This window comes from Maribacter sp. HTCC2170 (assembly GCF_000153165.2).
In the GTDB taxonomy this organism is placed as follows: domain Bacteria; phylum Bacteroidota; class Bacteroidia; order Flavobacteriales; family Flavobacteriaceae; genus Maribacter_A.
In genome coordinates, this window is the sequence record NC_014472.1 from 676670 (window position 1) to 699832 (window position 23163).

18 protein-coding genes are annotated in these 23163 nt (G+C 37.1%); 11 read left to right on the forward strand and 7 right to left on the reverse strand.

The annotated features are described in order from the left end of the window. Nucleotides 1-53: 53 nt before the first annotated feature. Together FB2170_RS03170 and FB2170_RS03175 are read right to left on the reverse strand one after the other, a co-directional pair. Nucleotides 54-245, reverse strand: a complete 192-nt coding sequence (locus FB2170_RS03170; RefSeq protein ID WP_013305062.1) for a cold-shock protein — start codon at nt 243-245, stop codon at nt 54-56. 130 nt (nt 246-375) lie between these two features. Further along, a complete protein-coding gene (locus tag FB2170_RS03175) occupies nt 376-1680 on the reverse strand; it encodes an MFS transporter (RefSeq protein ID WP_013305063.1) in 1305 nt (434 codons plus the stop codon). A 130-nt stretch (nt 1681-1810) separates the two neighbouring features. Here FB2170_RS03175 and FB2170_RS03180 point away from each other — a divergent pair, with 130 nt between their 5' ends. Continuing rightward, nucleotides 1811-2602, forward strand: a complete 792-nt coding sequence (locus tag FB2170_RS03180) for an NIPSNAP family protein (RefSeq protein WP_013305064.1) — start codon at nt 1811-1813, stop codon at nt 2600-2602. Here FB2170_RS03180 and FB2170_RS03185 read toward each other — a convergent pair. The 3 genes from FB2170_RS03185 to FB2170_RS03195 form a co-directional block, all read right to left on the reverse strand. After that, a complete protein-coding gene (locus FB2170_RS03185) occupies nt 2599-3813 on the reverse strand; it encodes an OmpA family protein (protein ID WP_013305065.1) in 1215 nt (404 codons plus the stop codon). The genes FB2170_RS03180 and FB2170_RS03185 overlap by 4 nt on opposite strands. An 83-nt stretch (nt 3814-3896) precedes the next feature. Beyond that, complete coding sequence (locus tag FB2170_RS03190; protein WP_013305066.1) at nt 3897-5648, reverse strand: TonB-dependent receptor; 1752 nt, start codon at nt 5646-5648, stop codon at nt 3897-3899. Nucleotides 5649-5669: 21 nt separating this feature from the next. Continuing rightward, complete coding sequence (locus FB2170_RS03195; RefSeq protein ID WP_013305067.1) at nt 5670-8693, reverse strand: tetratricopeptide repeat protein; 3024 nt, start codon at nt 8691-8693, stop codon at nt 5670-5672. 258 nt (nt 8694-8951) lie between these two features. Here FB2170_RS03195 and FB2170_RS03200 point away from each other — a divergent pair, with 258 nt between their 5' ends. Beyond that, a complete protein-coding gene (locus FB2170_RS03200; protein ID WP_013305068.1) occupies nt 8952-9635 on the forward strand; it encodes a cell division ATP-binding protein FtsE in 684 nt (227 codons plus the stop codon). Nucleotides 9636-9654: 19 nt separating this feature from the next. On the opposite strand, the gene FB2170_RS03205 is transcribed toward FB2170_RS03200, so the two are convergent. Beyond that, the gene (locus FB2170_RS03205; protein WP_013305069.1) at nt 9655-10842 is read right to left on the reverse strand and encodes an exo-beta-N-acetylmuramidase NamZ domain-containing protein; all 1188 of its coding nucleotides are present in this window, start codon (nt 10840-10842) and stop codon (nt 9655-9657) included. A 227-nt stretch (nt 10843-11069) separates the two neighbouring features. On the opposite strand from FB2170_RS03205, the gene FB2170_RS03210 reads away from it, so the two are divergent. From FB2170_RS03210 to ppgK, 3 genes are all read left to right on the forward strand, one after another. Beyond that, nucleotides 11070-12575, forward strand: a complete 1506-nt coding sequence (locus tag FB2170_RS03210; RefSeq protein WP_013305070.1) for a ComEC/Rec2 family competence protein — start codon at nt 11070-11072, stop codon at nt 12573-12575. A gap of 5 nt (nt 12576-12580) precedes the next feature. Further along, the gene (locus FB2170_RS03215; RefSeq protein WP_013305071.1) at nt 12581-13003 is read left to right on the forward strand and encodes a hypothetical protein; all 423 of its coding nucleotides are present in this window, start codon (nt 12581-12583) and stop codon (nt 13001-13003) included. A 73-nt stretch (nt 13004-13076) separates the two neighbouring features. Further along, nucleotides 13077-13826, forward strand: coding sequence for a polyphosphate--glucose phosphotransferase (ppgK, locus tag FB2170_RS03220; protein ID WP_013305072.1), 750 nt, complete (start codon nt 13077-13079; stop codon nt 13824-13826). Between the two features lie 66 nt (nt 13827-13892). Here ppgK and typA read toward each other — a convergent pair whose 3' ends face one another. Then, complete coding sequence (gene typA / locus FB2170_RS03225; protein WP_041632653.1) at nt 13893-15692, reverse strand: translational GTPase TypA; 1800 nt, start codon at nt 15690-15692, stop codon at nt 13893-13895. Between the two features lie 165 nt (nt 15693-15857). Here typA and kdsA point away from each other — a divergent pair, with 165 nt between their 5' ends. The 6 genes from kdsA to FB2170_RS03255 all read left to right on the forward strand — a co-directional run bounded on the left by kdsA (nt 15858) and on the right by FB2170_RS03255 (nt 23163). After that, nucleotides 15858-16679, forward strand: a complete 822-nt coding sequence (gene kdsA, locus FB2170_RS03230; RefSeq protein ID WP_013305074.1) for a 3-deoxy-8-phosphooctulonate synthase — start codon at nt 15858-15860, stop codon at nt 16677-16679. Next, complete coding sequence (locus tag FB2170_RS03235) at nt 16676-18073, forward strand: sulfatase-like hydrolase/transferase (RefSeq protein WP_262492780.1); 1398 nt, start codon at nt 16676-16678, stop codon at nt 18071-18073. The genes kdsA and FB2170_RS03235 overlap by 4 nt, the downstream gene beginning before the upstream one ends. Before the next feature lie 52 nt (nt 18074-18125). Further along, entirely contained in the window at nt 18126-19733 is a 1608-nt protein-coding gene (locus FB2170_RS03240; protein WP_013305077.1) for a sulfatase, read from the forward strand. A gap of 159 nt (nt 19734-19892) precedes the next feature. After that, nucleotides 19893-21008, forward strand: coding sequence for an Sb-PDE family phosphodiesterase (locus FB2170_RS03245; protein WP_041633013.1), 1116 nt, complete (start codon nt 19893-19895; stop codon nt 21006-21008). A gap of 13 nt (nt 21009-21021) precedes the next feature. Then, on the forward strand, nt 21022-22476 hold the full coding sequence (locus FB2170_RS03250; RefSeq protein WP_041633014.1) for a sulfatase: 1455 nt from the start codon (nt 21022-21024) through the stop codon (nt 22474-22476). 78 nt (nt 22477-22554) lie between these two features. Further along, complete coding sequence (locus tag FB2170_RS03255) at nt 22555-23163, forward strand: hypothetical protein (RefSeq protein ID WP_013305080.1); 609 nt, start codon at nt 22555-22557, stop codon at nt 23161-23163.

The window sequence follows — 23163 nt, forward strand, 5'->3', positions numbered from 1 at the left end:
AAGCCCTTACATTTCTGTTAGGGCTCCTATCTTAAAAAATTAAAAAGTATCTATTAAATAACTTTTACGTTTACCGCATTTAATCCTTTATTACCTTCTTGTAGATCAAATTCAACTTCATCGCCTTCACGAATTTCGTCTACTAATCCAGATACGTGTACAAAATGATCTTTGTCAACGCCTTCTTCAGTTATAAAACCAAATCCTTTGGCGTTATTGAAGAACTTTACTGTTCCTTTGTTCATTGTTAAAATTTAAATTAATTACTTATCGTAAAACAAATATAGTGCCAATAAATGTAACCATGGCCTTTTTAAATCGTAATGTGCTGTAAATAAATAATTTATGCTGTTTTTATTGACATAAGAACTAAAACTATTGTGGATTATCAGCTTTCAAAGAACCGACCGCCATAAAAATCATGAAAGTAAGACCTAAATAGCCCAATAGTTTATACGACCCAAAAGTTGAAAAACACAAACTAAAGATAGGAGGTGCCAAAGCGCTTGCTAAAATGAGAAACCCCATTATCTTACCTGTAATGGCACCAAGGTTATTCCGCCCAAAAAACCGGGGCCAAACAATGGCGTTGAGAACGGCAAAGAATCCTCCCATAATTCCAAAGCCGGCAATTAATAAGGGTATACCAAATGGAGTGGGTAAATACAAGAAACCAATTGAAGCTACGATACCTCCCAAAATCATCAAATACAAATACCATTTTAGTTGTAAGTAATCGCTTAAAAAATTAAATATTGTAGAAATAGTTACTGCCACTACCGACCCTGGCAAAAATATTGAAATAGCATCTGATTTTGGATAACCTTCACTGGCGAAAATAGATACGACGTGAAACGTAAGACCTGTTATAAAAAAACTATTAAAGGCCAGGATTAACCCGTACATCCAAAAAGCACGGGTTCCTTTTGCTTCTTTTAGCGTGAATTGCTTTCCTAGAGCCATTGAATCAACATCAGCTTCAATTACTTTCGAAGCTCCATCAGGTAATAGACCGTGATCTTCTGGTCTATTCTTGTATAATTGCAACACAAAAAAACTAAATACTAAAAGACCCAATGCCAAGATTTTCCAGGTGACTTCCCAACTATTTCCTTCTATCAAATAATCAATCCACAAAGGTGATGATGAAAATCCAAATGAAATGGCAACACTACTTACAGCATTGACCTTTCCCCTATTCTTATCGAACCAGATCATAATCATATTTCGTGAGGCCATGGTCAATACACCCTGTCCAGAAAAACGAAGCATAAAAAAAAGTATGGTCATGAGAACGAAAGGTACCGTCCAAGAATCCAAGTTCAAGAATTCCTTTATAAAATTGCTCATATTGGCCGACCAGGAGCACAACCAAAGTGAGAAGGCCAAGGTCAACGCCGCAAAAAAAGCAACATAACGAGCTCCATATTTATCAAACCAGATACCCGCCCTGCCTATGACCAAAGCGCTTAGAATCGTGCCAATCATGTAAGAATTGCTAAACTGATTTCGCGATAAGCCTAGTGCATCCTTCACTGGGTCCGTAAAAACAGATACCCCTATTGTTTGTCCAGGAATACTAAAATAAATACCAATAGTACCGATAACCAATACCACGTAACCATAAAAGACGGGACTTTTGGATGGGTTAACAATTGAAAAACGATTTGGCCTGGACATGATTATTAAGTAATAAGCGAATGTACATATTTAGATCTGCAGAGGTGAAGCTAGGTAGTTCTTTTAATGAAAAAATAGGAATTATGCATAATCATGAGTAAGTTTGAATGAACCACTTAGCATTAAGAAAATGAAAATAAATTCCTTCTTCAAGACCCTAACATTAGCATTGTTCTTGCTAGGAACTGTAACAATCATCCACGCTCAAAATCAACAAAAGGAATATTATCAGCTCCAAACATATACTCTTGCAAATGAGAAGCAGGAATCAATGACGGATGCTTATTTGAAAAATGCTTATTTACCAGCACTAAAAAGAATGGGAATTCAGAATGTTGGCGTGTTTAAAATGCATTCGAACAACTATGTTCTATCTAATAAAATCTATGTCTTGATTCCGTTTTCCTCTCTGGACAAACTTTACGGCTTGGAACAAGACTTGCACAAAGATGAATTATACAATGAATCAGGAAAAGAATACATTTTGGCATCTTATAAACAGCCACCCTATGAAAGATTGAATTCAACTATCTTGTTGGCTTTTGATGATATGCCAAAAATGGCTCCTTCAAAAGTCGAAGGATCAAGAAAAGATAGAATATACGAGTTAAGGAGTTATGAGTCGCCAACGAAGACTATTTTCAAAAATAAAGTTGATATGTTCAACGCGGGAGGTGAAGTCACTCTTTTTGAGGAATTAGGATTTAATGCAGTTTTTTATGCGGAAGTGCTTTCAGGAGACAAAATGCCCAATTTAATGTACATGACCACCTTTACAAATAAAGAAAGCAGAGATAAACATTGGGATGCTTTTAGAGTTGCCCCAAAATGGAAAGAGTTATCTTCAATGTCTAAATACCAAAATAATGTTTCTCATATAGACATTACATTCCTATATCCTACGGAGTATTCTGACTATTAATGATCTATTTTTTTGTTGGAGAGAACAAACTCAACACGTCTGTTCATCTTTCTACCATTCTCGGAAGCGTTGCTAGCGATTGGTTCCGAGCTCCCTTTTCCCGTTGACTTTATCCGATTTGAAGATAGACCAAGTTCAACGAAATAATTAGCAACAGATTTTGCCCTTAATTTTGATAATTCAAGGTTATAACTCTCTGCGCCAACGGAATCAGTATGGCCGTAGATGGAAATAGATAAACTTGAGTCATTCTCTAAAATTCGGTAGACCCGATCCAATTCATTTTTGGCTTGTCCAAGTAAATCGTATTTGTCGAAATGAAATAAGACATTTTCAAATAAGTGAGTTTCATTCAACACAATTAAGTTTCTATCATTATTCCTAATCGCCGTTGGGTTTTGAACAAAATCAGCAGGCTCAGCCGATTCCAGAAGTACCATATCTATATAATAATAAGAACCTTGTTTTGCATTACGCTTTGTCTTAAATCTTCTCGTTCGCTTATTATTCTTGAAATTTCCCAGGGTAATATAGTTTTCGGTGCCCTTTGCATTAAATCGTTTTTCAAGCAGAACCCACTCTTTGGTATCCTCTAAGAAATTTGAAGAGCTAATTTCCAGAGTGTTGTATTCATTTTTTTTATCCCTGTACAAATGCATTTTCGAGAGTTCTTTTCTAATGGGAAAATGTAATTTGTTTTCGGAAAACAATACCCCAAATTCTTTTATGGCAAAATCGGAACGCTCCGCAAGGCTTACATAAAAAGATATTTTATACTTTTTTCCTTTTTCCAAAGTTTGGGATAATTCCGCCTGCAGGTATTCACGATAATCATCAGGGGCATAAAGATAGAGTCCCGCATAACCGACACCAAAATCGGCAGGCTGAGAACCATTGAAATTTTTTGGGGTTCCCATAGCTATACTGCAACCGTTAAAGTAATCAGTTGATCCTATTGTTGGGGACGACCAATTTTGAACATCCGAATCAAAGTTGCCCAATTGATCAGGGCATTTATCGAATTTTTCAAAACTTGGGTTTTTGATAAGGTTTTGTGCAAAAGTATTAGGTGCGCATATCATGCACAAAACCAAAACTATATGTCTTATATGATTAAGCAAAAGCACCTTAATTTGATATATCACTTCTAAAGTAACAAATTCCAATTGAGCTATGGTATAATCATATTTGTATGTTAAATAGAATCCCAAATGATTGACCTTTCAAACAATTCCAGCAGATTAACATGAACTATAGGTTTCGAATAAATTCAATCTTGATAGGCGGTAATCTTCTAAAAATCAAATTTATAAGTAGCACCACCTAGAATTTGGAAGCCTTGAACAGGATAATTCGCCCATTTTTGATAATTGTTATTTGCAATATTAGCGGCCTTCACAAAAATTGATAGTTGGTCATTTACCCTATAACCAACATGAGCATTGGCATCAAAATAACTATCCAGGATTATTCGTGTAGCATCTATACCGGTCGGGGGCGGATTTTGAACCACTATAGTAGAAAAATCCTCGCGTTCGCCAATATAAAATAGATTGACTCCCATGTACCATTGTTCATTTATTTGATAATCCATGAACAAGGAACCTTTTAAATTGGGCAAATTCCATGCTGGGTTATTGGTCTCAGTATCATACTCATAAACCTCGGCATTTATTCCTAAAGTAAAATTTCGATTTACATCAATATTTAGTTCACCAAACAGTCCCAACGTTTTTATATCATCATAAAAAACCTCGAAAGAATTACCAAAATAATACCCTTTTTCATCATTCCTAAAACTGTTTTGAGGATTTAACTTGAACAACGGACTACGATTCTCGGCCGTATACGAGCCTTTTATATTATAACTTAAATTGGGTAATAACTGGCCTTTTAAACCTATATAAGCATCGTATTGTGAATCTGTAGGCTGAATATCAAGTGTTGGGGAAATAAAAGGGTTATCCTCTACAAAACCATGATATGAATTTTGTTTCAATTCACCTTCAATACCTCCATAAGCGATAACCGTATCATCCAATAATCGATACGAAGCCGTTACGGCCGGGTAGACATAAAAATTGCTTTCGCTGTTTTCCATATCGAGTCCGTAAACAATATTAACCCCAAGGTTTAGCGTAAGATCATCTCTTAACATACTCAAGGTTGGGTTAAGTCCTACTTGAAAGTTACTGTACTTAATTTCACCCGCATTTGATATACTATTTACATTGGCATTTGCAAAACTACCCCCAACGTAATCCATATTAATATTTATCCCAAAAGATTCATCACCTACTGGAAACTCCAAGCCTGTGCCAAAAATTGCTCTATTCTCACCAGATTCAACAGCGTCCCAAAATCTTCTATACTTAATTTTGGCGTCTTTGAAATAAGCATCTTCAACATTAATATTCGCACCTAGTTCGCCCATAAAATAGTTTTGTCTTTCATCAATACCACCAATAGTGGTCAAATCAAATACACCAGCTGGGAGCCCATACCAATTATACAATTGATGTTGAAGGTCAACGTTTGCACCCCAACTCATGTCTCTATCTCTTTTCGAATAGGATGCATCGACTTCTGTATTTGAATACTTGCTTTCCAAATCCACACCATCAATTGTTGCCCTTGAAGAATTATGATTGAAACCCAAATCCAATCGTTCATCCCTATTTATTGCTCGGCTTGTATAAAATTTAGCCATGGCATTGCTTGGGTTTCCTGCACCTGCAGAAGCATACGAGTTGTATAATTCTGGTGGTGGCATTTTCTTTACAGCCGAGGCTTTACCTTTTGCTGGTGTAAAGGTCGACGCGACAGGTACCGAGAAAATATTATACTCAATTTTCTTCTTTTGAAGAACGATTGAATCATTCAAATTGGGAATGGATTTAATCTTAAAAGCATCGGAAATTGTTGGAGTATAGGCTTTGGTTACAGTCACCGTCTCGGTTCCGATATCGTCCTTTTCCTCATCCTGGGCTTGAACAAGCTGTGACAATCCCAGAATTGCTAAAAATATATTTAAGTGCTTTGGCATAACGTGTTCTTTAATGGAAATTTAGTTTCCGTCTGGATTGATAGATGAATTACTTTGGGCTTCTTTTGATTTAATTATCGCCAATTCACCTTGAGCTTCGGCAACTATCTCAGGATATTGACTAAAATTGGTAATGACACTTTCAAGGATATATGTAGCTTGATAGGCATCATCAAGTGCATAAAAATTCTTTGCCATAAGAACAAGGCCTTTACCTCCCCATTCTTTATAACTAGAGAAATCTTTAGCCAATTTTTGTACAGATACATTTGATGATTCATGTTGTCCCACTTTATTTTTAAAATAAGCGTCATAATAAAGTGCTTCGGCCGCAGTTTCACCAGTTGCTATTTTAAGTACCTCAGCGTATGCTGATTCAGCCCTGTTCTCATCATTGGTTTCAATGGCCGAACGAGCTATCATAATTTGGGCATCACTTTTAATCCGATTATCAATAGTCGGCGTGGCCAAAACCTTTTCGGCATATGCAATGGTCTGACTATAATTTCGTTGTTCATAGAATCCTTTCATTAAATTGGATTGAGCAAAGGTCCTATTTTGTTGAATATCTGCCTGTTCTTCCAATCGTAGTAAATATGGAAGAGCCGTATCATAGTCTTTACCTCCAACATAAATCTCGCAAACCCTCGTTAATGCTTGTTCGGTATACTCACTTGCACCTAAATCTGCCACGTATTTATAATATGGCAATGCATTTTCCTTTTGATTTTTTCCAAAATACAATTGGGCCAAATTAAAATTGGCTTTTACGGCGTGTAATCCATTAGGAAATTGTTTTATATAGCTTTCATAACCCTTAATCGCTGCATTTGTATTGCCTTCTAGATTTTGCTTGTCGGCTGATTCAAAACTTGCGTTATCCAGTTCAGTATCTGTTACTTCAACAAAATCAAGGTCCCGTACCCAAGCGGCATATTCATCAACTCTCCCCAAATCAACATACACCAATTTGGCGGTCGCAACGGCCTGTATCGCTTCTTGTGTGTTTGGAAAATCCCTAACTACAGTTTTGAATTTGCCCAAAGCTTTTTCATTTCTATTGGAATTATAATGAACCAAACCTTGTCTCATTATAGCCTGTGGCACCAAAGAACTTCCTCTATACCCTTGAATAAGTCGATCGTAGGCAATTAATCCTTTATTTTCCTGTCCGGCAGAAATATATGAGTTGCCCAGTTCAAAAAGGGCGTCATCTTTTAATGTGGACTTAGGGTAACGTGAAACAAATTTGTCGAGCTCCTCGATTTTTGATGCACTTTTTCCCACAAAGCCATAACTCAAGGCTTTTTGAAAAGCGGCATAATCTTTTTCTGGACCAGATAATGCCAATGCCTTATTATAGGTTTCCAAGGCTGGCCAATATTTGCTGGTAACGAAATAACTATCTCCTAAACGCAAATAACTGTCGTTCAGTTTTGCTTGATCCGTTGTGCCAGATTTAGAAAAACTATTAAAATAGCCAATTGCACTGCCATAATCCCTTAATTTGAAATGGGCATATGCCAAATTGTAATCAACGTCCTTATACTCCTCGGTGAGCCTAGCAGCGGAATTCTGTTTAAAATCGGAATAACTTGCCAAAGCCTCCTCAAAACGGTTCAACATATAAACAGCTTCGGCATTCCAATAATTGGCTCTCGCTTTGAAAAGGGCATCCTCGGCACTACCCAAGGATTTGGCAAAACTTTCATTTGCCCCGGCATAGTCCCCATCTATAAAAAGTTCCACGCCTCTGTAAAAAGCAACTTTTTGATATGTTGTTTTGCTCGCATAGTTGCGGTTCTTTTCAAGTAACTCCATTGCACCTTCAAAGTTTTTCGAAGTGATATAGGAATCAACCAATAATTCCTGCATTTCCTGAGCATGGGTATCATTTGGATATTGCTGTAAATAACTCGAAATGACCTGTGGTACCGGCTCATAGGCATTACCTATTTCATAGCTCAATCGAGCATAATTTAAATAAGCATCTTTCTGAATTTTATCCGAAAAATCCATTTGTGAAGCATTACGAAAAGCATTCAAAGCTTCCTGCTTTTTATCAAGTTTTAAATAACACTCCGCCAAATGGTAATATGCATTCTGTGAAACACTATTGGTGCCACCGATTATTTTGTTGAATTGTTGAATGGCGTTTACAAAATCACCCTGCTTATAAAAACAATACCCTAATAAGTAATAATCTGTATTGCTCCACTTACCCCTTTTACCTTTATAAGCTTCTAAATAAGGGATTGCATTTGCGTATTGTTTAAGGTTGAAATAACTCTCGCCAATAATCTTGTTAAGCTCGGAAACTTCCCTGCGGTCCGATTTTGGCAACTGTTTTTTGGCCAAAGCTATGGCCTCATCAAATTTACCAAGTTTAAAATTCATATCTGCCTGATAATATGAAAGCTTCTCGTCCAGTAACTCTGGATCAGTGATCTGATCAAACCGTTCATTGGCGCCTTCATAGTCATCTTGTTGATAGGCGATATAACCTAAATAATATTTAGCCTGCGAACCATAAACAGCAGAATTGGTGACCTTACTTAAATAACGCTCAGCTTGTTTTGTCTTTTTCGAAGAAAATAAGGAATAGCCATAATTGAAATTAAACTTGTCCATTTCATTTCGGGACATTGCGCTTTGGTCAACTTTGTTGTACCACTTTAAAGCATACGGGTATTTTCCCGTTTCAAAATAGTAGTCGGCTACATCTGAGTAGGCCGAGTTACGTTTTGTAGAGGTTGGATATCTCTCGACAAAATCCTCCATTAATCTATCGGCTCCAAGTTGGTTTAAACGCACAGCTGCATTTGCCGCATAGTAAGCGCTGTTGGCCTCGGTCTCATAATCTTTGGTGGTCAACTTGACTTTTTCAAAAATAGTTTGGGCCGCTTGGTACTGCTCATTATTGTACAGTGCCAAAGCATCTTGATAATCTTTTTGTTCGTGTGTGTAGATTTTGGTTTCCTGGGCAGCCCCAATCCAAATAATCCCCATGAAAATGGGAATAAAAGCGGTGATTCTTCTTAGCATAGTGTTCTAACTATTTAAAAATTCCGTACAATAAAAAATTCTTGAATTCTTTATTAAGATTCCTGCCTTCGCGGGAATGTGCTTAAGTGTCCTTGAGTGTTACCTCAAGGAAGACTCAGCAATTACAAAGAATAACGGCAAATATCGTACCTAAGTATATCCTTTGCTTAAATTGTAACTCTAACAAAGAAAAATATTTTACAAAGGCTGTCTTTGTAATCTGATAGAACTTATTACTTTTATATCAACAATAAGAATATGTCCGAATCCATTTTAGAATTAAAAGATGTGGGTGTTTTCCAAAAGGAAAGCATGGTATTGAATGAGGTTAGTTTGGATATAAAGAAAGGGGAATTTGTTTATCTGATCGGGAAAACCGGTAGTGGCAAAAGTAGTTTTATGAAAACCCTTTATGGTGATCTACCTTTGAGGCAAGGAACTGGAACAATTGTTGGTTTTGACCTGGAAAAACTAAAAGAAAAAGACATTCCTTTTTTAAGAAGAAAGTTAGGCATTGTTTTTCAAGACTTTAAGCTTCTTCCTGATAGAAACATAAACAACAATCTTCAATTTGTACTCAAAGCAACTGGATGGAAGGACCAGATTAAAATGAATAACCAGATTGCCGAGGTTCTGGATAAAGTTGGTATGAAAACCAAGGGTTTTAAATTTCCCCATGAATTATCTGGAGGAGAACAACAGCGCATAGCAATAGCACGGGCGCTACTAAATGACCCTGAACTCATCTTGGCAGATGAGCCTACAGGGAATCTTGACCCCCAAACTAGTGTTGAAGTAATGAAAGTGCTTCAAGAAATAAATCAATCAGGAAGAACTATACTCATGGCAACCCATGATTATGCACTTATCCTAAAATACCCTTCCAAAACACTCAAATGTGATGGTAGTAAGGTTTTTGAGGTAGTTCAGAAAGCAGTTTAGTACTAACTTTATAACCCATTCAATATATTTTTATTTCTTCCAATTGAATTTGATGAGAATTAAAATTTTCAAAAGAATCCAATTCCTCAAAATCCCCATTGTTTTCAACCCAATGCCTTAATTTATCAGTCCCGTTTATAATATCAATTGGCATATGGGTATAATCATATTCATACGGAGGTTGTTTCCACTTAAAATCTTCTCCCAAATAATGATACAATTCTCTCATAATTAACTGCCCACCTTTCCATGGTTTGAAATTAGCTTTATCCGTTATATGTATTTGTAGGCCTCCACAGACAGCATTTGCCTGTTTTTGAAAAGTGGGCAAGAAAGTAATTGGCCTGAATGCCAAACCAGCTGGTTTTTCCTTTTTTAAGACATCCTTTAAATGATTTTCATAAAATGAAAATGGTTCAATCTTTGGGTGGCCAACAATTTCCAAAGATTGTGTTGTTCCTCTGCCTTCGCTCAATTCCGTTCCTTCAAACAAAACCATTCCAGGAAATGTATATGCACTTTCAGGTCTAGCCAAATTGGGAGAAGGCAACAACCAAGGCAATCCAGTATCTTCAAAAAACATACTTCGTTCCCAATTCTCCATTCGAATAACGCGATAATTAGCAGTAGTTTTCGCCCAATACTTTTGATGCATCAGCCCCACCTCACCAATTGTCATACCATGCCGAACAGGGATTGGGTGCAATCCAATGAAAGAAGCATAATCCACATCCAGCATATTTCCTTCAAAATCAATTCCATTCAAAGGATTTGGTCTATCCAGTACTATCACTTCAATTTCCTTGTCAGCACATTTATCCAATAGTAGCGTCAAAGTGTATATGTACGTGTACATACGGCACCCTACATCCTGCAAGTCGACAAACAAATGATCAATCCGCTCTAGCATTTCGTCCGTAGGTATTCTTGTTTCTGAATAAAGTGAATACACGGGTATCTCAAAATATGGATGAACAAAATGATCGGTCTCAATCATATTATCCTGGGCATCAGTCGAAAAACCATGTTGAGGTCCAAATAATTTTGTGAACCTAGAACCAAACATGTTCTTAAACTCTGTAGCAGCATGAGTATAATTTGCATCAATTGAAGCATTATGACATAACAGCGCAATATTGCCTTTAAACTTTTGCTGCAAAGCCGAATCATTAACCAATACTTCCAAACCAGTTGCCACCTTATTCATTGTAAATGCTTTTTGCTAAATATTAAACACATAGTAATAACATGTTATTATACCTATATTCAAAAGTAAGGCTAAACCTTTTTATTCGCTACTACCATTTACAAATGGCGTTATTGGAATCCAACCGCAATGCTTCAAAGGTCAACCATACAAAATTCAAGTAAATTCTTACATTTTCTTTCCTTTCAATTCAAACATTCTATAACTTTAAATAAACGTTTATAGTTATGCCACAATTTGAATATGAGGGTTTTAAATATGCCAATTACCCTTTTGCACATTTATATAAAGATGACAATGGCCATAAAGGAGAAAAGAAAATACACCAAATAATTTTTGGTGACTGGGTCGGTGTCCTCAAACCAAAAAAGACTGATGGTGATTATGTTTTGGTAAGAGTTCGTGGTGAAAACGGATGGATGCACAAAGATGCCCTTCTAGATGAACGCGTTCTTGAAATTGTATTTATGGATGTAGGGCAAGGTGATGGAGCATTGATAGTGACTCCAGACGATGAACATATTATCGTTGACGCCGGTTTAGGTGATAACATGTGGCGTTTCTTAAAATGGCGATATAATGAATTCAAGACTGAATGGACTTTCAAATACGCAATAGCTAGTCACCCTGATCAAGATCATTATGGTGGTTATCATTATTTGGCGGGGGAACCCAATGTTTTTTTCGAAAACTATCTACATAATGGCCTTTTGGAATATCAAAAAGATGTGAAGTCCTCCTATTTTGGTGATTCGGTAATTACCGATCGTACGTATTACACTGAATTGTTCGATAGTAAGCAAAAAGTATTTGACTTTCTAATTCATGAACCCAATTGGAAACATCCCACAGGAAGAGAGCAATGGGATAAAAAGTACGCCAAACTCCTTAAACGCATGCTAGATAACAACAAAATAAAGGGAGAAATAAAGATGGTTACTGAAGGCGATAAATATCTGAAAGGTTTTGAACAGCACAAACCCCTGAACATTCAAATACTTGGACCCATTACAGAAGATATTGGTGGGCAAAAAGCACTAAGATCCTTAGGTAACAAGGGAAAGACCAAAAACGGACATTCGATAGTATTTAAACTTAACTATAAGGACATAAATATATTTCTGGGTGGTGATTTAAATATCAAAGCAGAAGAGTTTCTTCTAAAAGAACATACTGGTGAAACTTTAGAGTTTAATTCTGCGATAGAAGAGAACGAATTTATTGAAAGTGCCCGTAATATTTTTGAAGCTGACGTCTCAAAAGCCTGTCATCATGGTAGTGCTGATTTCACAAGCTTATTCTTAAAATGTCTAAATTCCATCGCAACGGTTATTTCCAGTGGCGACGAAGAACAACATTCCCACCCTAGGCCAGATACGTTAGGGGCAATTGGCGTGAACGGTAGAGGTGACAGACCATTGATATTCAGCACTGAATTGGCCCGTTCACATAGAGAAGATGAAAAAAAGACCTTGGATGAAATCTCAGAGCTGGAAATAAAACTGGCGACCGCTACAACTAATGCCAAACGCCTGAAACTAATAGATCAGATACAGGAAAAAAATGACAAGCTTAAGGAGCGAAATGTAACCGTATATGGTTCGATAAACCTAAGAACTGATGGCGAACGGTGCATCATCGCTCAAAAACTGGAAAAAGGCGGTGGCAGCAAAGTTTGGGATATTTACAAATTAGAAAAGAATAGCTTAGGCCGTTTTAAATATGTTCCTTAGATGTTATGATACACAAAAAACAAAAATCCCAATCCTCGAAAAAAGTAAATCCATTCATTGGCCTTCTATTGTTCATCATCTCAATTTTCTTGGTGGTTTTCACTGGTCCGTTGGGTTTTATCTACGGAGTTTTTCATGCTCTTTTCACCAAAGGATTCTCTGGAGTAGGAGAATTCTTTTTAAAACTTGCAATTTCCATTGATCAATTGGGCAATGTAGTAATGCAACACCTATTGAATCTTCTATGGGTGAAAAAGGGAGGGTATAGATTTGGTAATAGAGATGAAACCATATCAAGCGCACTTGGAAAGAATAAACAAGAAAATACCCTCACAGGTTTTGGTAAAGTCGTAGATAGACTTCTTGATATAATTGACAATAACCATTCCTTGAATTCTATCGACTATCATGTAGAACCAAACGATTAATTGTCAATTTTAAGAGCTCGAGCGTAATTGCTAATTCTTTTTGTTATTTTGCGCTCAAATCTAAAAAACAACAATGGTAGTTCTCGGTATTGATATAGGAGGTTCTGGAATGAAAGGAGCCTTGGTAAATTCGTTAACAGGTGAAATGTTGACTGAAAGGCATAGGATTCCCACTCCACCAACAAGAAAGCCGAAAGAAATGGCCGAAGTTGTAAAACAATTGGTAGAGCACTTTAATCATAAAGGACCTGTGGGTGTTGGTTTTCCAACAGTAATCAAGCACGGAATTTGTAAATCTCCAGGAAATCTTCATAAAAAATGGCTGAATGTAAATGTACACGAGTTATTTAGTGAAGTTACGGGCTTACCTGTTACTGTTATTAATGATGCCGATGCGGCTGGATATGCCACAATGAACTATGGCATAGGAAAAGGCAAAGAAGGTTTTGTGTTAATGATTACCATTGGTACAGGTTTAGGCAGTGGTGCATTTTTAGATGGAGAATTGATCCCGAATATGGAACTTGGTCAAATACCGTATAAAAAATATAAGAAAATTGAATTATGGGCAGCGGCTTCTGCTAAAGAACGTGAAGGACTATCTTATAAAGAATGGGGCAAACGATTCAACACATTTTTAAAGTTAGTCGACTTGATTATTTCACCAGATTTAATAATCTTGGGCGGTGGAACTTCTAAAAAATTCGATCAGTATAAAGAGTATATAACTATTGACACCCCTGTAATTCCTGCAGAACTTCGTAATGAAGCCGGTATTATTGGAGCTGCCGCGGCGGCTTTGCATCAAGCACCAAAAGACTGATAAAAACCATCTTAAATCAAAAAAGCCCAAACAATTGTTTGGGCTTTTTCATTATTCTTGATTGCACTAGGCAATTTTATTTCGCTTTCGATCAACTTCCGTTAAATAAATTTTACGTAGTCGTAAAAATTTGGGCGTTACCTCCACATACTCATCCTTTTGAATATATTCCAGAGCTTCCTCCAAAGAGAATTTGATTGCCGGTACAATTTTAGCCTTATCATCTGCTCCTGCCGAACGAACGTTGGATAATTTCTTAGTCTTCGTAATATTTATGGTCATGTCATCTCCACGAGAATTCTCTCCAATAACCTGACCTTCATAAATATCCTCGCCTGGATCAACAAAGAACTTGCCTCTATCCTGCAATTTATCAATAGAGTAAGGTATTGCTTTTCCTTTCTCCATAGAAACCAAAGAACCGTTTTGACGCTGTGGAATATTACCTTTCAAAGGTTGGTATTCAAAAAATCGGTGGGCCATAATAGCCTCGCCAGCAGTAGCTGTCAATAATTGATTTCGTAGGCCTATAATACCTCTTGACGGAATAATGAACTCGCAAAGCATACGATTCCCCTTAGCCTCCATACTGGTCATTTCACCTTTTCGGATTGACACCATCTCAACAGCTTTTCCAGAAACTTCTTCTGGTAAATCAATGGTCAAATGTTCTATAGGTTCGCATTTAACTCCATCGAACTCTCTAATGATAACTTGAGGTTGACCTATTTGTAGTTCATACCCTTCCCTTCTCATCGTCTCAATCAATACTGAAAGGTGTAATACTCCACGGCCAAAAACCATAAACTTATCTGCACTATCTGTTTCTTCAACACGTAATGCTAAGTTCTTTTCAAGTTCTTTTTCTAAACGTTCTTTAATATGCCTTGAAGTAACGAACTTACCATCCTGTCCAAAAAATGGACTATCATTAATGGTAAACAACATGCTCATCGTAGGCTCATCAATAGCAATGGTCTTTAATCCTTCAGGGTTCTCCAAGTCGGCTATGGTGTCACCAATATCAAAACCTTCCAAACCTATAATCGCACAAATATCACCAGTAGCAACCTCTTTTACTTTAATTCTTCCAAGGCCTTCGAACGTAAAAAGTTCTTTAATTTTTGATTTTACAATACTACCATCCCTTTTTACCAAAGAGACCTGTTGTCCTTCTTTTAAGCTACCACGTTGCAATCTTCCAATAGCTATTCTTCCTGTAAAGGAAGAAAAATCCAAGGAAGTAATAAGCATTTGGGTATTACCTTCTTGAGCATGAAATGAGGGAACATGTTCAATTACCATTTCCAACAATGGTTCAATGGAATCTGTTTCGTTCTGCCAATCCTCGCTCATCCAATTATGCTTGGCTGATCCATAAACGGTAGGAAAATCCAATTGCCATTCCTCAGCACCCAATTCGAACATCAAATCAAATACTTTTTCATGAACTTCCTCAGGTGTGCAATTTTCTTTATCAACCTTGTTAATAACCACACATGGTTTCAATCCTAAATCAATTGCCTTTTGTAAAACGAACCTGGTTTGTGGCATTGGGCCTTCAAAAGCATCAACTAACAAAAGAACACCATCGGCCATATTTAAAACACGCTCAACTTCGCCACCAAAATCGGCGTGACCAGGAGTATCAATAATATTGATTTTAGTATCCTTATAGGTTACAGACACATTTTTAGAAACAATGGTAATTCCGCGTTCGCGTTCCAAATCATTGTTATCCAAAATTAATTCACCGGTCTTTTCATTCTCACGAAACAGTTCACAATGGTGCATGATCTTATCTACCAATGTAGTCTTACCGTGGTCTACGTGTGCGATAATCGCGATATTCTTAGTTGTTGACATATCTTTATTTTACTAGGCCTGCTATTTGCAGCGCGCAAAGATACTGCTATTTTTTGGAGTTAATAATAAAAGACCATTAATTCTTAATTAATTGATTTTGAGCATGTTCAACATAAACAATTTCGAATCAAAAACCGTTATCTTTGACCAATCAATTTAACGTCTATGAAACTGAGTTTAATACCACAAATAAAACATACAAATTCAAATAACTTCTTTCTTTTAGCAGGCCCTTGTGCAATCGAAGGGGAAGATATGGCCATGCGTATAGCTGAAAGAATCATTAGTATAACAGATAAGCTTGAGATCCCTTATGTTTTTAAAGGAAGTTTCAAAAAAGCGAACCGTAGTAGAGTTGATTCATTTACGGGAATTGGAGATGAAAAGGCTCTTAATATTTTAAAGAAGGTTTCTGAAGCCTTTAAGGTTCCAACTGTTACCGATATCCATGAAGTTTCCGATGCCGAATTGGCAGCAGAATATGTAGATGTTCTTCAGATTCCTGCGTTTTTAGTCCGCCAGACTGATTTGGTTGTGGCTGCGGCAAAAACTGGCAAAGTAGTGAACCTTAAAAAAGGGCAGTTTATGAGTCCGGAAAGTATGCAACATGCAGTTCGTAAAGTTGAGGACTCTGCAAACGAACAGGTAATGGTCACGGATCGTGGCACTATGTTCGGTTATCAAGATATGATAGTGGATTTTAGAGGAATCCCGACCATGAAAAAGTACGCACCCGTTGTTTTAGACGTAACCCATTCGTTACAGCAACCCAATCAAACTTCTGGGGTGACTGGTGGGCGGCCAGATATGATCGAGACCATTGCTAGAGCCGGAATAGCTACTGGAGCGGACGGGCTTTTCATTGAAACACATTTTGATCCTTCCAATGCCAAAAGTGATGGTGCCAATATGTTGCATTTAGACCATTTGGAAAAATTATTGACTAACTTGGTAATGTTGCGAAAAACTGTAAACATGTTGAATTGATTCTATTTCTCAATTATATATCAAATCTAATTGGAACTAAATCTTCTAAGCGAGGTGGTTCTTTAAGAATATACAGAAAAAATATATTAGTAATTTCCATACTACTAATTACAGTTTTCTTTGTTTCATCTTGTAAAGAAAAACCCAAAAAACCCCAGCCCAAAAAACCCAACATTATCCTGGTTATGGCTGACGATCTTGGTTTTGAGGCTTTGGGAACCTACAAAGGTTCTAGTTATAAAACACCAAACCTGGACAAGCTTGCGATTGATGGTATGCGGTTCGACCATTGTTATTCCACTCCTCTTTGCACTCCGTCAAGGGTACAGATGATGACAGGTAAATATAATCACCGAAATTATATAGGTTTTGGCCTGCTGGATCCAAATGAAAAAACCTTTGGGCATTATATGAAAGAAGCTGGGTATAAAACTTTTGTGGCTGGGAAATGGCAACTATTGGGTAATGCCCATCAACAAAAATTAGCAGGAAACAAAAAGGGAACAACTCCTGAAAAAGCTGGCTTTGATGACTTTTGTCTATGGCAGATAGACCAAAGGGGATTTAGATACAAGAACCCTACTTTAAGTACCCCAGATGGAGTAATGAAGTATGAGAATGAATTTGGTCCTGATATTTTTGTAGATAAGATGGAAACCTTCATGGATAAAAATAAGGACAATCCTTTCTTTATTTATTATCCCATGGTGCTCACCCACGACCCCTTTGTTCCAACACCCGATAACCAAATTTTCAAGTCCTTTGACCCAGCATCAAAAGTAAACGATACTATTTATTTTGGTGAAATGGTTAGTTACATGGACAAGCTTATTGGTAGAATAAGAAAGAAAGTTGAAAAATTGGGTATTCAAAACAACACTTTGATTCTATTTGTTGGGGACAACGGTACTGATCGAGATGTGACATCCATTAAGGATGGGAAATCAATTATAGGAAATAAAGGATATACTACAGATGCAGGCACACATGTTCCATTGATAGCTTTTTGGGATGGAAAAATAAAAAAAGGAAGTATTAATGATAACCTTATTGATTTTACCGATTTTCTGCCAACTATTTTAGAGACAGCAACAGAAAGCAGATTGGATTCAACTGTAACTGATGGTCATAGTTTTTACCCGCAACTTACTGGAGATGATTCAAAACCAAGAGAATGGATTTTTTGTCATTACGAACCAAACTGGGGAAATTTCAAACCTCGACGCTATGTTCAAAACAAAAAATGGAAATTGTATGAGAATGGAGAATTCTATAATCTGGGAAATGACATGGAAGAACAAAATCCTATAGACCAAAACACGCAATCAGAAAAAGTAATGAAAATCCATTCGCAATTTCAAAAAGTGTTGGGGAAATACCCAATAATGAAATAGAGTTTTGACTATAAATCAATACATTTGGTATAGGTCAACCAAATTTCATTAAATGAAAATCAATATTCTAGGTTTAGCACTTATCAGCAGTCTTTTTATTACTTCATGCGGAAGTCATAAAAAAGAAAATCCAAAACCGAAAAAACCGAACATTGTTTTCATCATGTCCGATGATCATGCCTATCAGGCAATCAGTGCTTATAATGACGAACTGATTCAAACGCCGAATATTGATAGAATAGGTAATGAGGGTATGCTTTTCACAAATGCCAGTGTAACCAATTCTATTTGCGCACCTTCGAGAGCAGTAATTCTAACCGGCAAGCATTCTCATATAAACGGAAAGATTGATAACCTCTCCCCTTTTGACACTACCAATGTAACTTTTCCACAACTGCTTAAAAATGCAGGCTATCAAACGGCCATGTTCGGGAAACTACATTTTGGTAACAATCCTAAAGGTTTTGATGAATTCAAAATACTACCGGGACAGGGTGATTATTACAATCCAAAATTCAATACTTCCAAGGGGGATACCACCATTACAGGATATGTGACCGACATTATAACTGACTTGACCATTGATTGGCTTGAGAAAAGAAGGGCGCCTGACAAACCTTTTTTATTAATGTACCTACACAAGGCACCACATAGAACTTGGATGCCCGCCGAACGTCATTACCCAACATTCACCAAAAACACTTATCCGTTACCGGAGTCTCTTTTTGATATACACAACACAAGAGAAACCACGGCAGGACCTGCCGAAATGGGAATATTGAGACATATGCAAGTCTCTTACGACCTAAAAGTACCCAATAAGGTTGCTGAAAATATTGACATTGAGAACTGGAATCAATTAGGGAATCGAGTGAATAGACTCAATGATGAACAACGGGCCAAATGGGATGCCGTTTACAATCCTATTGCAGAAGAATTTGCAGCAGAATTCGGCACTATGAACGACTCGACTCTTGCCGTATGGAAATACCAGCGTTATATGCAGGATTATTTAGGTACAATCGCAGGAGTAGATGAAAATGTGGGGCGCTTATTAGATTATTTGGACGATAAAAAGCTTTCTGAGAATACCATAGTGGTCTATACCTCTGACCAAGGATTTTATTTGGGTGAACATGGTTGGTTCGACAAACGTTTTATGTATAATGAATCATTCAAAACACCATTATTGATAAAGTGGCCCAATAAGATTGCCCCAGGCACTACAGAAGACGAAATGGTACAGAACCTTGACTTTGCGCAGACTTTTTTAGAAGCGGCAGGGGTGACAGCTCCTCAAGATATGCAGGGAGAAAGTTTGGTCCCATTATTAAAAGGACAAAAAGAAAAATGGGATAGAGACGCTGTTTATTACCACTATTACGAATACCCAGCTGAGCACGCCGTAAAAAGGCACTATGGTATTGCTACGAAAGAATTTAAACTCATTCACTTTTATTACGATGTTGATGTTTGGGAATTGTATGACTTGGAGAATGACCCTCAAGAAATGAACAATGTTTATGACAATCCTGAGTATGCTTCAACCGCAAAAGAAATGAAGCTCAAGATGGATGAAGTTCGTAAAAAGTACAAAGACTCCGATGAGATAAGCAATGGTTATATTCAGTTATACAAGGATAAAGGTTGGATTGAATAGTCATTAGCGAATAAGAAAAACATCTTAAAAGGCTCATCCAAATTAGCTATCTATCTTCGGCGGAATCAATTAAATTAAAGTGATGACTTCTTAGGTCTATAGCGACATGTTTTACTAATTTAAGATGTCAAAGTAATGAACCTAAACAAACCTAACAATATGAAAAAAACAGCTTTAACCATTCTTCTATTATTTAGTTTTTCTCTCGTTTTTACCCAATCACACTCGCATCTAAGCAATAAGGCATTTACCTATCCAAATATTGAGGGCTATGTGACCTTAAAGGCGGATTTACATATACATACTGTTTTTTCAGATGGAAATGTTTGGCCCACCATACGGGTACAGGAAGCATTACGGGAGAATCTAGATGCTATTTCACTTACCGAGCATATTGAGTACCAACCGCACAAAGATGATATTCCGCACCCTGATAGAAACAGAGCTTATCACTTGGCATTCGCAGAAGCGAAAGACCATGATTTATTAATTATTCCTGGTTCAGAAATAACCCGATCAGAGCCTGTTGGTCATAACAATGCCGTTTTTATAAATGATGCAAATAAGTTAATGGGCAGCAATCCTGAATCACCATTTAAAGAAGCAAAAAAACAAAATGCATTTGTTTTTTGGAACCACCCTGCATGGCATGCTCAAAGCCCGACTGGAAACCCAATTATGAGTGACTTCCAAAAAGAGCGCATCAAAAATGGTGAACTTCATGGTATTGAGGTTATCAATGCGATGGATTATGCAGAAGAATCATTGGCACTGGCATTGGAATATGATTTAACCATTATGGGCACAAGTGATATTCATGGATTAATTGATTGGGATTATACTGAAAAGGGCAATCATCGACCTATAACATTGGTTTTCGCAAAAGAAAAAAGCTTGAAAAGTATGAAAGAAGCCCTGTTTGAAGGTAGAACCGTTGCGGTATACAATGACCTTTTAGTAGGGAAACCTGAATACTTGAATCCGCTTTTAAAGGAAAGCATTGTGATTGAAAGTGCAAAATACCTTTCTAAAACTAATGTACTCAAAGTGGAGTTAAAGAATATATCAAGCAGCGATTTACTTTTTGAAAACCAAATGGACTTCAATTTTTACGATAGTTCTCCTGTTTTTGAGGTTGAAGCAGGTAGAACGAAAACCGTCCATATCAAAACTATAGAAAAATTAACTTCTGTTCAATTAAAGCTTAAAGCCCTAGGTGCTTTTACTGCTCCCAAACAGCAACCTGTTGTGGAATGGAAAATTGTTGTTGACTAACATTTTTTTCAATATGTTTATAAAAAGAGATTTTCCTTTCTTTCTTGTTTTGCTTTTTGCGCTATCATCGTGTTCTCAGGAAGCAAAAAAGCCGAATGTTCTATTCATCATTGCAGATGATCTAACAACAACTGCGGTTTCTTCTTATGGAAATTCAGAAGTCAATACACCTCATATCGACAAACTAGCTTCAGAAGGAGTACTATTTACAAGAACGTACAGTCAATATCCAGTTTGTGGTCCTTCAAGGGCTTCATTCATGTCTGGTTATTACCCAAGTGCCACTACAACCTATGGCTACGTAAGTGGGCGCAAAAATATTGGGAGTGAGAGAAAAACTTGGTCCCAGGTTTTTAAGGATAACGGATATTATACCGCACGTGTGAGCAAAATCTTCCACATGGGTGTGCCCATTGATATTGAAAAAGGGAGCAATGGGCAAGATGATGAGCAATCTTGGACTGAACGATTCAATAGCCAAGGTCCCGAATGGAAAGCGCCTGGAGCGGGGGAATTGGTTCAAGGAAATCCCGATGGTACATTGCCCATAAAAGGGGGAAACGTAATGACCATTGTTAAGGCAGATGGTGATGACCTAGTCCATTCAGATGGTAAGACAGCAGAAAAAGCCAGTGAATTAATCAGAAAACATAAAGACAAACCGTTCTTTTTGGCCATTGGTTTTGTTAGGCCGCACGTACCTTTTGTCGCACCTAAAAGCTATTTTGAACCGTATCCACATAACCAAACGAAGCTCCCAAAAAAAGTTGAAAATGATTGGGACGATATTCCAAAACGCGGTATTAACTATGTGACCAGTGTTAATGGTAAAATGAATACTGAGCAGGAAAAAAAAGCCATTGCTGCTTATTATGCTTCAGTTTCTTATATGGATGCTCAAGTTGGAAAAGTATTAAAAACCTTGAAGGAAGAAGGCCTTGAAGACAATACGATTGTTGTCTTTACCTCTGATCATGGGTTTCATCTTGGAGAGCATGAATTTTGGATGAAAGTCAGCTTGCATGAAGAATCGGTTAAAGTTCCTTTGATTATAAAGGTCCCCGGTAAAAAACCTGCGGTATGCCATTCGTTTACCGAGTTATTAGACCTATACCCTACTATCACCGCATTGGCCGGGTTGAAGTATTCAGATCAGCTTCAAGGCGAATCTTTGGTGAATATATTAGATGAACCTACCTATGAAGTTAGGGATATGGCATTTTCTGTTTCCCAAGGAGGTAAATCATTTTTGTTACGAAATGAGGATTGGGCCTATATTCAATATGATGAAGACGCAGCTTCGGGGATTGAATTGTTCGATATGAAAAAAGACCCAAAACAATTTACCAATCTGGCACAACTACCGGAATACGCATCTATTGTGGACTCATTCAAGGAAAAATTGAAAACAAAATTGAAAGCCGTTAGAAGCAATGACCTAAACATTGATTACAGCTTAAAAAAGTAACCACTTATCTACATCAACCCAATTTCTTTTGGAAAAGTGGGTTTTTGTTTTAACTTTGCATTTCAAAGTACTTTTAATATGGAATCAAAAAACTATTTAAAAGACCTCAGTGAGATAAAAGATCTCATGAGCAAGTCATCTCGCTTTATATCATTAAGTGGCCTCTCTGGAGTATTGGCCGGTATTTACGCCTTAATTGGTGCTACCATAACGTATTGGTTGGTAACCACCTATAGCAACGGAACCTTACTTTTGGATGGATGGATTTTCAGAACCTCACTACTCATTTTATGCTGTGTAGCTGGGCTAAGTATACTAACGGGTATTTATTTAACCACTCGAAAAGCCAAGAAAAATGGAGAAAAAATATGGGACGCCTCATCAAAAAGGTTAATTGTAAATTTCATGATTCCTATGATAACCGGTGGCTTATATATAATTATAATATTAAGTCAGCAAAAGTATGGCCAAGCTGGAGCGTTAATGCTTATATTTTACGGTCTCGCTTTAATTAATGCAGCTAAATACAGCATTGGCAACATTCGTTACTTAGGGTATATTGAGATTATACTGGGCCTTATATGCGCACTGGTTCCTGGGTACGGTTTTTGGTTATGGGTATTTGGCTTTGGCATTATGCACATCATATACGGATCGGTAATGTATTTTAAGTACGAGAAAAAATAG

What these genes read in the sequence shown, in the direction of transcription:
- FB2170_RS03170 (WP_013305062.1), bottom strand. Translation starts at nt 245, where the DNA reads ATGAACAAAGGAACAGTAAAGTTCTTCAATAACGCCAAAGGATTTGGT.
- FB2170_RS03175 (WP_013305063.1), bottom strand. Translation starts at nt 1,680, where the DNA reads ATGTCCAGGCCAAATCGTTTTTCAATTGTTAACCCATCCAAAAGTCCC.
- FB2170_RS03180 (WP_013305064.1), top strand. Translation starts at nt 1,811, where the DNA reads ATGAAAATAAATTCCTTCTTCAAGACCCTAACATTAGCATTGTTCTTG.
- FB2170_RS03190 (WP_013305066.1), bottom strand. Translation starts at nt 5,648, where the DNA reads ATGCCAAAGCACTTAAATATATTTTTAGCAATTCTGGGATTGTCACAG.
- FB2170_RS03195 (WP_013305067.1), bottom strand. Translation starts at nt 8,693, where the DNA reads ATGCTAAGAAGAATCACCGCTTTTATTCCCATTTTCATGGGGATTATT.
- FB2170_RS03200 (WP_013305068.1), top strand. Translation starts at nt 8,952, where the DNA reads ATGTCCGAATCCATTTTAGAATTAAAAGATGTGGGTGTTTTCCAAAAG.
- FB2170_RS03205 (WP_013305069.1), bottom strand. Translation starts at nt 10,842, where the DNA reads ATGAATAAGGTGGCAACTGGTTTGGAAGTATTGGTTAATGATTCGGCT.
- FB2170_RS03210 (WP_013305070.1), top strand. Translation starts at nt 11,070, where the DNA reads ATGCCACAATTTGAATATGAGGGTTTTAAATATGCCAATTACCCTTTT.
- FB2170_RS03215 (WP_013305071.1), top strand. Translation starts at nt 12,581, where the DNA reads ATGATACACAAAAAACAAAAATCCCAATCCTCGAAAAAAGTAAATCCA.
- ppgK (WP_013305072.1), top strand. Translation starts at nt 13,077, where the DNA reads ATGGTAGTTCTCGGTATTGATATAGGAGGTTCTGGAATGAAAGGAGCC.
- typA (WP_041632653.1), bottom strand. Translation starts at nt 15,692, where the DNA reads ATGTCAACAACTAAGAATATCGCGATTATCGCACACGTAGACCACGGT.
- kdsA (WP_013305074.1), top strand. Translation starts at nt 15,858, where the DNA reads ATGAAACTGAGTTTAATACCACAAATAAAACATACAAATTCAAATAAC.
- FB2170_RS03240 (WP_013305077.1), top strand. Translation starts at nt 18,126, where the DNA reads ATGAAAATCAATATTCTAGGTTTAGCACTTATCAGCAGTCTTTTTATT.
- FB2170_RS03245 (WP_041633013.1), top strand. Translation starts at nt 19,893, where the DNA reads ATGAAAAAAACAGCTTTAACCATTCTTCTATTATTTAGTTTTTCTCTC.
- FB2170_RS03250 (WP_041633014.1), top strand. Translation starts at nt 21,022, where the DNA reads ATGTTTATAAAAAGAGATTTTCCTTTCTTTCTTGTTTTGCTTTTTGCG.
- FB2170_RS03255 (WP_013305080.1), top strand. Translation starts at nt 22,555, where the DNA reads ATGGAATCAAAAAACTATTTAAAAGACCTCAGTGAGATAAAAGATCTC.